This is a genomic window from Herminiimonas sp. KBW02 (genome assembly GCF_003852535.1).
GTDB lineage: Bacteria > Pseudomonadota > Gammaproteobacteria > Burkholderiales > Burkholderiaceae_D > Oxalicibacterium.
The window spans coordinates 20574-31742 of sequence record NZ_QAJP01000009.1 but is presented as its reverse complement, the minus strand read 5'-3'; the positions used below and the strand labels follow the sequence as shown (position 1 = coordinate 31742).

General features: G+C 55.1%; 8 protein-coding genes. 4 read left to right on the top strand and 4 right to left on the bottom strand.

Translation table 11 applies throughout. From position 1 onward, the window contains the following. Nucleotides 1–72: 72 nt before the first annotated feature. Together gluQRS and DBR37_RS15875 are read right to left on the bottom strand one after the other, a co-directional pair. Nucleotides 73–963 (bottom strand): tRNA glutamyl-Q(34) synthetase GluQRS, encoded by an 891-nt coding sequence (gene gluQRS, locus DBR37_RS15880; protein ID WP_124575460.1) that lies wholly within the window; start codon nucleotides 961–963, stop codon nucleotides 73–75. Nucleotides 964–965: 2 nt separating this feature from the next. After that, nucleotides 966–1883, bottom strand: a complete 918-nt coding sequence (locus DBR37_RS15875) for a LysR family transcriptional regulator (RefSeq protein WP_124575459.1) — start codon at nucleotides 1881–1883, stop codon at nucleotides 966–968. 121 nt (nucleotides 1884–2004) lie between these two features. Between DBR37_RS15875 and DBR37_RS15870 the strand changes: the two genes are divergently transcribed. After that, nucleotides 2005–2703, top strand: coding sequence for a pirin family protein (locus DBR37_RS15870; RefSeq protein ID WP_124575458.1), 699 nt, complete (start codon nucleotides 2005–2007; stop codon nucleotides 2701–2703). A 66-nt stretch (nucleotides 2704–2769) separates the two neighbouring features. Here DBR37_RS15870 and kdsA read toward each other — a convergent pair whose 3' ends face one another. Further along, nucleotides 2770–3615, bottom strand: coding sequence for a 3-deoxy-8-phosphooctulonate synthase (gene kdsA / locus DBR37_RS15865; RefSeq protein ID WP_124575457.1), 846 nt, complete (start codon nucleotides 3613–3615; stop codon nucleotides 2770–2772). Nucleotides 3616–3682: 67 nt separating this feature from the next. Further along, nucleotides 3683–4522, bottom strand: a complete 840-nt coding sequence (locus DBR37_RS15860; protein ID WP_124575456.1) for a sulfurtransferase — start codon at nucleotides 4520–4522, stop codon at nucleotides 3683–3685. A 224-nt stretch (nucleotides 4523–4746) separates the two neighbouring features. Here DBR37_RS15860 and dnaE point away from each other — a divergent pair, with 224 nt between their 5' ends. The 3 genes from dnaE to msbA are packed head-to-tail and all read left to right on the top strand — an operon-like array spanning nucleotide 4747 to nucleotide 11154. Then, entirely contained in the window at nucleotides 4747–8205 is a 3459-nt protein-coding gene (gene dnaE, locus DBR37_RS15855; protein ID WP_124575455.1) for a DNA polymerase III subunit alpha, read from the top strand. Then, nucleotides 8198–9421, top strand: a complete 1224-nt coding sequence (locus DBR37_RS15850; protein WP_158610262.1) for an O-antigen ligase — start codon at nucleotides 8198–8200, stop codon at nucleotides 9419–9421. The genes dnaE and DBR37_RS15850 overlap by 8 nt, the downstream gene beginning before the upstream one ends. Next, nucleotides 9418–11154, top strand: a complete 1737-nt coding sequence (gene msbA, locus DBR37_RS15845) for a lipid A export permease/ATP-binding protein MsbA (RefSeq protein ID WP_124575453.1) — start codon at nucleotides 9418–9420, stop codon at nucleotides 11152–11154. Before DBR37_RS15850 ends, msbA begins: the two co-directional genes overlap by 4 nt. Nucleotides 11155–11169: the final 15 nt, after the last annotated feature.

Here is an 11169-nt window from a genome sequence, read left to right as displayed (position 1 = left end):
CTGCCGGGCCACACCCGGCATACTGAGCTAGTTCGAAGAAAAGCCAGTATCAGCAACCTAGGTAGCCCATCTTTATCGCTCGCAAAAGCGCCGGGCCCACATAGCAGTGGTGACCGACCAGAATTCTTCTATCGTTGCTGCAGGTGCTATCTGCATTTCGAGAAAAGCTGCCGCTTTCATCAACTCATCCATAGGACGCGCAAGATCAAGTGCAAGTGCACCAGTCTGCTTCGACAACTTCTCCCCAACGTCATTCAACACCACCGGCACATGCATGTACTGCGGCGTCGGATAACCCAGCATACGTTGCAGATAAATTTGCCTGCCCGTCGATTCCAGCAAGTCGGTGCCGCGCACGATGTGGGTCACGCCTTGCTCTGCATCGTCAACCACCACTGCAAGCTGATAAGCCCAGAAACCATCTGCGCGTTTTAAAACAAAGTCACCGACTTCTGTCGACAGGTGTTGCGTCAACGGCCCCAGCCAGCGATCGTTGAAGTCTATGGTTTCGTTAACTTCGTTTGTGTCCGGTACGCGTACACGCCAGGTGCGTGCAGTTTTGCCGGGTGCGACGCCATGGCGGCAAGTGCCCGGATAAATCGCTGCGCCATCAGCCGCCACGCCCAGTCGTGAATCTGCAATCTCGCGTCGGGTGCAACCGCATGGATAGACCAGACCGTTGAGACGTGTGAATGCCGCCTGATACAAATCCTTGCGCTCGCTTTGCACCACGACTTCACCATCGTGCTGCATGCCGAATACGGTCAGCGCATTCATGATGGCAGCTGTGGCGTCGGCTACGGTGCGGGTTTCGTCGATGTCTTCTATGCGTACCAGCCACTGGCCCTGATGTGCTTTCGCGTCCAGATAGCTGGCCATCGCAGCAACCAGCGAACCTGCGTGCAAGGGGCCGCTCGGTGATGGGGCAAAGCGTCCTATGTATTCCATCTTCTTATTCGTCATGCTTACTCCGCCAGCAGTGCGCGTTGCACATCTGGGTCTGCCAGTTTATTGAGGAACCACTTCAGGCATTTGCCGCGCGAGGAGTTGCGCCATGCGTATTGCGGTAGTCCTGTGGGTTTGGTTTCTATCGTGGTTTTTTCTATCAATTCGCCTGATGCGAGATAGGGGGCTGCCCATTTGCGTGGCAAGTGGCCGCAGCCTAGTCCGGCGAGCTGCGCTTTCAGCTTTTCCTGCAAATCAGGAACGGTCAGCGTCGCTTGCCCGGTCAGCAGGCCGACACTGATACTGGGCAGGAAGCGTCCGCTGTCGGCGGCGACCACCGTGCGATGTTGCTGCACCAGTTGTGGCGATAAGGGATTTTCTGCCGTTGCCAGCGGATGTCCGGGTGCTACGGCAAAGACCCAGTCCACTTCGCCCAAGGGACGCACACGGAAGTCGCCGCTGCCGCGCACGATGTCCGGGCCGTCTGAAGAAACGCCGATGGCGAGGTCTGCCGCGCCGCTGGTCAGGGTTTCCCACACGCCGGACAGGACTTCGGTGGAGAAGCGCAACTGTGTGCCGGAACCTTCTGCATCGAACTCACGTATCAGTGGCAGCATTTTTTCAAATGGGATGATGCTGTCGAGCACGATGCGCAATTCGACTTCCCAGCCGCTGGCGGTGCGCTTCACCCTTTGTTCCAAGTCATCGGCGGCGCGCAGCAGGTGGCGACCCTCGGTCAGCAACTCTTGCCCCGCTGCCGTCAGCTTGGCGCGATGGCCGCGCCGGTCGAAGAGCAGGACGTCCAGGTCTTCTTCCAGTTTGCGTACGCTATAGGTCAGCGCCGACGGCACGCGATCGAGCGCCACAGCCGCGGCGGCAAAGCTGCCCTTGCGGTCTATGGTGTCGAGTATGCGTATGGCTTCCAGTGTCAGATTCATCAGATTTCTATTGTTCAAAATAATTGAATGACTTGTCCTGAATTATGCCCTTATTTAATCCATTTTGAACGTCTATAGTGATACCCAGTTAAACAATAAAACTCACCGAAAGGAAAAAATCATGTTTGAAATTCGCAAAAGTGAAGACCGGGGCCACGCAAATCACGGTTGGCTGGATTCGCACCATACCTTTTCCTTCGCTGATTACTATGACGAAAAACACATGGGTTTTGGCCCGTTGCGCGTGATCAATGAAGACCGCGTGCATGCGGGTCAGGGCTTCGGCACGCATGGTCATCGCGACATGGAAATCATCAGCTACGTGCTGGAAGGCGAGCTGGCGCACAAAGACAGCATGGGTACCGGCAGCGTTATTCGTCCGGGTGACGTGCAACGCATGAGCGCAGGCAGTGGCGTACGCCATTCGGAATTTAACCATTCAAAAGACCAGACTACGCACTTTCTGCAAATCTGGATCCAGCCGAATGTGAATGGCATACCGCCTAGCTATGAAGAAAAGCATTTCGCGGCAGAAGAAAAACGCGGCCGCTTGCGCCTGATCGCCAGTGAAGATGGCGCAGATGGTTCGGTGCTGATCCACCAGGATGCGAAGCTGTATGTCGGTTTGTTTGATGCTGCTGAAACTGCGGAGCTGACATTGGCGAAAGGACGTCGTGCCCTGATCCATGTTGCTCGGGGTTCGGTCACGATTAATGGTATCGAGCTGAAAATCGGCGATGCATTGAAAGTGACTGATGAGCAAAGCCTGAAAATCAGTGATGGTCGGCAGGCTGAAGTATTGGTGTTCGACCTGGTGTAAGCCTGTGGCAATAAAAAAAGCGCAGCTCCTTCATGGAGACTGCGCTTTTTTATCTGTGCGAAACTCTTAGGCTTCGATATCCAGCGGCGCAAATGATTTAACCAAATCATCCAGCTGTTTCAATTGCGCGAGGAAAGGCTCCAGCTTGTCCAGCGGCAGTGCGCTCGGGCCGTCGCATTTTGCAGTCTTCGGATCAGGATGCGCTTCGAGGAACAAGCCTGCCAGGCCGACGCCCATGCCGGCGCGTGCCAGGTCGGCGACTTGTTCGCGGCGGCCACCGGATGCGGTGCCCATGGAGTCGCGTTGCTGCAATGCGTGGGTGACGTCAAAGATGATGGGCAGGTTGTTGGTGACTTTTTTCATCACGCCGAAGCCCAGCATATCGACGACCAGATTGTCGTAGCCGAAGCAGGTGCCGCGATCGCACAGGATCAGTTGTTCGTTACCGGCTTCACGGAATTTTTCCACGATGTTCAGCATTTGCGGCGGGCTGAGGAATTGCGGTTTTTTGATGTTGATGACGCGGCCGGTTTGCGCCAGTGCGACGACCAGGTCGGTCTGGCGTGCCAGGAAAGCTGGCAGTTGCAGTACGTCTATGACTTCGGCGGCGATCTTGGCCTGATACGGTTCATGCACATCGGTAATCAGCGGCACGCCGAAGGTTTTTTTCACATCTTCAAAAATGCGCAAACCTTCTTCCAGTCCCGGACCGCGGTACGAATGTATCGATGAGCGGTTGGCCTTGTCGAACGATGCCTTGAAAACGTAAGGGATGCCGAGTTTGCTGGTGACGCGTACGTATTCTTCGCAGGAACGCATGGCGAGATCGCGCGATTCGAGCACGTTGATGCCGCCGAACAGGACGAAGGGTGCTGCGTTGTCGACCTTGATTTCACCGTTGATATTGATCATTTTAATTGGCAGCTTAAAAGTACATTAAGTTAAACAGCATGGTCCTGTAGCGGGTGGCGACAGGTAGTTATTTTGCGCAGTGCGGGCAGACACTACCCGCGACAAACTCCGGCGCCAGTTGTTCGCGCGGTGTTACCGTCGCATTGCAGCCCGGGCAGGTTGTTGCCAGGCTCGGTTCGAGGCGCGGATTCAGCGCAGTACGATGGTCGAATACAAAGCAGTCGCCAGTGTAGTGCGCGCCGCCGACTTCTTCGAAGTATTTGAGGATGCCGCCGTCGAGCTGGTACACGCTGTCATAACCGACGTTTTTCATATGGATGGCGGCTTTTTCGCAGCGTATGCCGCCGGTACAGAAGGTGACCACGGTTTTATCCGCCAGCTCGTCCTTGTGCTGGGCCACCACTGCAGGGAAGTCGCTGAATTTTTCGATGCGGTAGTCGAGGGTGTTGTCGAAGGTGCCGACATCGACTTCGAAGGCATTGCGGGTTTCCATCATGACTACCTGTTTGCCATCATCATCATGACCCTGGTCCAGCCAGCGCTTGAGCGTGGTTGGTGTGACGGCAGGGGCGCGACCTTCTTCCGGCTTGATCAGCGGGTGCTTCATCGTAATGATTTCGCGCTTGAGCTTGACCAGCATGTATTTGAAAGGCTGGTCATCGGAAAAGCTTTCTTTAACTTCCAGGTCGCTGAAACGTGCATCCGCGCGAACCCAGGCCAGGAAGCTGTCGATGTCGGCGCGGGTGCCGGCCAAAAACATGTTGATGCCTTCCGGGGTCAGCAGGATCGTGCCTTTTAGTGACAATTCATTGCATTTGGCGAGGAATTCCGGACGTTTCTCTGCCGTATCGTCAAAAGTGATGAATTTGTAGGCGGCGATGTTAACGAATGTGGCTGTAGCTTGCATGCTGATGTATTTCTTTACTGTGATTGTTCTTGTGAGAAGAACAATAATTCGGGCAATTATTCTGGCTGTTGCCCTGTATGCAGCACCAGGTCTGGCGATGGCTAATAGTTAAGGCATCGGAGGCGACCAGGTGCGGTCAGGCAGGAACAAGCCGACATTATAAACTTCCGCTTTAGGAATGATGAAATGTCTGATGAAGGGGGTGGTCGCGGTAGAATACGGCCATGATTTCTCCGCAATTTATTCATCTCCGTCTCCATTCCGAATATTCGATCGTTGACGGCCTGATACGCATCGACGATGTGATCCAGGCCGCCGCTGCCGATATGCAGCCAGCGCTCGCGATTACTGACCTGGCCAACCTGTTTGGCATGGTCAAATTCTATAAAGAAGCCCGCTCCAATGGCATCAAGCCCATCGTTGGCTGTGATGTCTGGATCAGCAATGACAATGACCGCGACAAACCGTCGCGCCTGTTGCTGCTGGTCAAGAACAAAGACGGCTACCTGCAATTGTGCGATTTGCTGTCCCGCGCCTGGCTGACCAACCTGCACCGTGGCCGTGCCGAAATTCGTCCTGAGTGGCTGGAAGAGGTGGCCGCCGAAGGCAAGCAAGGTTTGATCGTGTTGTCCGGTGCGCACTTCGGCGATGTCGGCATGGCGATTGATAACGGCAATCTGGCCGGTGCAGAACGTTATGCACAGCGCTGGGCTGATTTATTCCCCGGGCATTTTTACATCGAAGTGCAGCGTGCCGATCAGCCGAATATGGATGGCCATGTGCGCCAGGCTTCGGTGCTGGCTGCCAGGCTGAACCTGCCGCTGGTGGCAACCCATCCGGTGCAATTCCTCGGACTGGAAGAATTTACCGCGCATGAAGCGCGCACCTGTATTTCCGAAGGCGAAATCCTCGCCAACCCACGTCGCATCAAACGCTTTAACGAGCAGCAACGCTTCAAGTCACAGGCCGAGATGGCGGAATTGTTCGCCGATATGCCGAACGCCTTGCAAAACTCGGTCGAGATCGCCAAGCGCTGCAACCTGGTGCTGGAACTGGGTAAGCCTAAATTGCCTAATTTCCCGACCCCGGACGGCTCGTCTATCGATGAATTCCTGGTCAAGGAAGCGCAACGCGGGCTGGATCAGCGCATGGAGCATTTGTATCCGGATCCTGCGGTGCGCGAAAAGCACAGGGAACGCTACCAGGCGCGCCTGAAGTTCGAGACCGACACCATTATCAAGATGGGTTTCCCCGGCTACTTCCTGATTGTTGCTGACTTTATCAAGTGGGCCAAGAACAACGGCGTGCCGGTCGGGCCGGGCCGGGGCTCGGGTGCCGGTTCGCTGGTTGCGTATTCGCTGCTGATTACCGATCTGGATCCGCTGCAATACAACCTGCTGTTCGAACGCTTCCTGAATCCTGAGCGGGTATCCATGCCCGACTTTGATATCGATTTTTGCCAGGAAGGGCGCGACCGCGTTATTCAGTACGTGAAGGATCAATACGGCAAGGAAGCGGTGTCGCAGATTGCCACCTTCGGTACCATGGCAGCCAAAGGTGCGGTACGTGACGTTGGTCGCGTGCTGGATTTCGGCTACAACTTCTGCGACGGCATTTCCAAGCTGATCCCGTTCAAGCCGGGCAAGCTGGTGACGATTTCGGACGCGATCAAGGAAGAACCGCTGCTGGCCGAGCGCCTGGAAAACGAAGAAGAGGTCAAGCAGTTGCTGGACCTGGCGCAACAGGTGGAAGGTATCGCCCGTAACATCGGTATGCACGCTGGTGGTGTATTGATTGCACCGGGCAAGCTGACGGATTTCTGCCCGCTCTACACGCAGGGCGGCGACGCCGGTGTGGTCTCGCAATACGATAAGGATGACGTGGAGGCGGTTGGCCTCGTGAAGTTCGACTTTTTGGGTCTGACCACGCTGACCATCCTCGACCGTGCGGTGCGTTACATCAAGGATCTCGATCCGGCGATGGCGGAATTCGCACTGGAGAAGCTGCCGCTGAATGACCGGCCATCCTATGAGTTACTGACCAAGGCGAAAACCGTCGCTGTGTTCCAGCTGGAAAGCCGCGGCATGCAAGGCATGCTGAAGGATGCGCGGCCGGATCGCTTTGAAGACATTATTGCGCTGGTCGCGTTGTATCGTCCGGGTCCGATGGATCTGATCCCGGATTTTTGCCGACGCAAGCACGGCGAACGTTTTGAATATCCTGATCCGCGTACTGAATCCATCCTGTCCGAAACCTACGGCATCATGGTTTATCAGGAACAGGTTATGCAGATGGCGCAGGTTATCGGCGGCTACTCGCTGGGTGGCGCTGACTTGCTGCGTCGCGCGATGGGTAAGAAGAAAGCCGAAGAGATGGCGCAGCATCGCGAGCTGTTTCGCGCGGGTGCCGCGAAGAACGATTTGTCCGCGGAAAAAGCGGATGAAATCTTCGACTTGATGGAAAAGTTCGCCGGCTATGGTTTCAATAAATCACATGCTGCTGCTTACGCTTTACTCTCGTACCATACCGCTTACCTGAAAGCACATCACCCTGCAGCGTTCATGGCAGCCAACTTGTCGCTGGCCATGGATGACACCGACAAGATCAAGATTCTGGTCGAAGATGCGATCGATATCTGCGGACTGACCTTGCTGCCGCCGGATATCAATCAATCCGATTATCGTTTCACACCGGTTGGTGTGCCGGGCAAGAAAGCGACGCAAATACGCTACGGCCTGGGCGCGGTCAAAGGTTCGGGCAAGGGGGCTATCGATGCGGTCATCGAAGCGCGCAAGGAACGTCCGTTCACTGATTTGTTCGACTTCGCCAAGCGCGTCGATAAACGTCAGATCAATCGCCGTACGATAGATTCGCTGATCCGCGCCGGTGCCTTCGACTGCTTTAACGTCGATCGCGCCATCTTGCTGGCATCAGTTGCCTTCGCAATGGAATGCGCGGAGCAGGCAGAAGCAGCGGCGAATCAGGTCAGCCTGTTTGGTGGTGATGACAGCGATCTGGAAACGCCACCGGAATACGTCAAAGTATCGCCGTGGAGTGACAAGCAAAGACTGACGGAAGAAAAAGGCGCACTCGGCTTTTATCTGTCCGGTCATTTGTTTAATGCCTATGCGGAAGAAGCGAGTCGCTTTGCCCGTACCAAGCTGAGCAAGATCGAACCTTCGCGCGATCCACGCACGATTGCCGGTGTGATCTCGGGTTTGCGTACGCAAATGACACAGCGCGGTCGTATCACCATCGTCACGCTGGATGATGGCAGTGCGACGGTGGATGTGACGGTCTATAACGAGTTGTATGACGCCAATCGCCATATGTTCAAGGAAGATGAGTTCCTTGCCGTCACTGGTAAGGTCTCTGAAGACAGATTCTCCGGTGGTTTGCGCATCAGCGCCGAGAAGGTCATGGATATCGCCGGGGTACGCATACAGTATGCAAATTGCGTACGCCTGTCGCTGCCTGCTTCGACCGATATCAATGTGCTGAAGGCGACGCTGCAACCGGCGGCACGCGCGGACGGCAGTCCGGTCGTGATCCAGTATCAGAATCCCAAGGGTGTATCGGAATTGTGCTTTTCAGAGCAATGGCGTATCAACCCGGACGACAACATAAAACAAAAACTAATCGATTTATATTCGGACAAAAATGTACAGATCGCCTATGACTGATCGTTTGCATTCGTTTGGCAGCAATGAAACGAAAGCGCAATTCATCCTCTCACTTTTACCCATTACTTTGTTTTTCCCGATCGGGATAGGTTATACCGGCATCGTGCTGTTCATCGCGGCGTGGCTGATCGAGGGACACTACCGCGACAAATGGCAGGCGATCAAGGATAGCCCCATGTTTTTCCCGGTGCTGGCTTTGCTGGTGGTGACATGTGTTGCCGGCGCTTTGCTGGAGCGTCAGCATGGCTTCTGGAAAGCGTGGCTGCACTATCAGATCTACTGGTTCCTGCTCCTGTTCATCAGTGTCGGTGCCGGGCAATGGCAACAACGTGCGTTGAAGGTATTTTTCACCGGTGCAGTGCTGGCGGCCACATTGTTTTACCTGAATTACTTCCACCTGCTGCCGAACTGGGGGCTGGTGCAGAATTACATTAACTATGCCGGTAATAAATCCATTTTGCTGGGCATCCTGCTCGGAATAGCAGGTGGCTGGATGTTGAACGACATCTTTGCCAAACGTGATCAGCTGGTGCTGCGCATCGTCGCATTCCTGTACATCACGCTGGCCTTGTTGCTGTTCGCCAAAACACGTAGCGGCAGCCTGATCCTGGTGTTTGGTTGTGCGGTTGTCTTGCTGCGTCACATCACGTTTTCGTGGCGCAGTTTGTTACTGGTCGTCCTCACCGTGGCTTTGCTCGGTGTGGCGTGGGAAACGGCAACCGGCTTCCGCGAGCGCCTGCTGGGTACGGCCAATGACATCAAGGCATTCGTCGGCGGCGGCAAGGTCAGTGATGAAGGGGTACGCCTGGAGATGTATCGCATCACCGGCCAAATGATAGAAGAGCATCCGGTAGTGGGTCATGGCATCGGCAGCTGGGAAGCCAACTACCCGGCGCGTGCGAAAGGTTTGCTGAGTGAAAACATGGCGACGCCGCACAATGATTACCTGTTATATACCGCTGAACTGGGTGTGATCGGCCTGGCTGCCTTGCTGTGGATCTGGTTCACGCAACTCGTGGTGGCGGTGCGCATAGGCGGCACCAACGGCGTGCGCTTGTTCACCATCGGGGTGGCCATCATGTTTGGCGGCCTGGTGAACGCCATTCTGCGCGACGCCCTGTTTGGTATTGCTTTCATGATTTTGCTGGCGATCCCGCTGGCTGGCGTCAGCCGGCATGCTTACCGTAACCATTATTCCGGAGATATGGATAAATGACGATTTCTCCACACCTGAAGCGCCTGTATGGCATGTTGGGGCCGTACAAGAAGCGCCTCGGCATCGCCTTCTTCGGCATGATCATGACCGCACTCACCGAGCCCATGTTCCCGGCTGTGATGCGTGTATTGCTGGACAAGGGTTTTGGCGGCAAGCCGACCTTCTCGCTGTGGCTGGTGCCGCTCGCCATTGTCGGCATCTTTGTATTGCGGGGCATCTCTACTTTCACCACGACCTATATGATGACCTGGGTCTCGTCACGCCTGCTCACCATATTGCGTAAGCAAATGTTCGAACGCATGCTGGATGTGCCACTCGGATTTTATGCGACGCATTCGGTTGGTCGCGTCATCAATTCCATGATGTTTGAAGTACAGCAAATCGTGGAAATGATCACCAAGGTGTATACCTCCATCATTCGCGATTCCCTGACGGTTGTGGTCTTGCTGTCTTTCCTGTTCTGGCTGAATTGGCGTTTGACCCTGGTTGCGCTGGTATTGCTGCCATTGATAGCCATCGTTGTACGTGCCAGTGGTCGGCGTGTCCGCAGATTGACGCGTGAGTATCAGACGGTGAATGGCGAGATGACGCAGGTGATAGAAGAAACCACACGTGCGAATCAGGTCATCAAGATTTTTGGCGGGCATCAGTACGAGAGCGAACGTTTCGAAGTACGTGCCGATAAGTTGCGCGGTTACACCATGCGCATGGCCAGCGCGCTGGCGGCGACGACTCCGGTAACGCAGATCATGGCTTCCACTGCCGTGGCTATCGTGATCGTGATTGCCCTGATTCAGTCTGGCAATAACCAGACGACGGTCGGTGGTTTCGTTTCCTTCATCACTGCGATGCTGATGTTGCTGGCGCCGTTGAAAAGTATTGCAGAAGTAAATGGCCCCTTGCAACGCGGGCTGACCGCAGCCGAAGCCGTATTTAATCTGATCGATGCCAAACCTGAGCGTACTTCCGGCAAGGATTTGCCGCAGCGCGCGATGGGGCGTCTGGATTTCATCAAACTGTGTTTCACCTATCCGGGGCAACAAACTGCAGCGCTGCAGGACATTAACCTGAGCGTGCAACCGGGCGAGACTATCGCTTTCGTCGGCATGTCTGGCGGCGGTAAATCAACACTGGTCAATCTGGTGCCGGGTTTCTATTCCGCTACATCGGGCGAGATCCAGCTGGATGGCACGCCTATCGAAGAAATTTCGCTGGGCAGTTTGCGCAAACAAATCGCGATGGTGAGCCAGCACGTGGTTTTGTTTGACGACACTATTGCAGCGAATATTGCTTACGGTGATCCGAATCCGGATCGCGCTCGCGTGCTGTCGGCAGCCAATGCCGCGCATCTGGACGAAGTGATTGCCAGCCTGCCGGAAGGGCTGGAAACAATGATAGGCGATAACGGTTCACGCCTCTCCGGTGGTCAGCGCCAGCGCCTGGCGATTGCCCGAGCGATTTACAAGGATGCGCCTATCCTGATCCTGGATGAAGCGACGTCGGCACTGGATTCGGAATCCGAACGTGCGGTACAGGCAGCGCTGGATGAGTTGATGAAAGGTCGTACCACATTGGTTATCGCGCATCGCCTGTCCACTATTGAGCGTGCTGATCGCATCGCGGTACTGGCCGAAGGCCAGATCGTCGAACTCGGTTCACATCAGGAATTGCTGGATAAAAATGGCGTGTACGCGAACCTGTATCATCTGCAATTCGCCAAAGATGTATTTTGATCTGTCGCATACCTA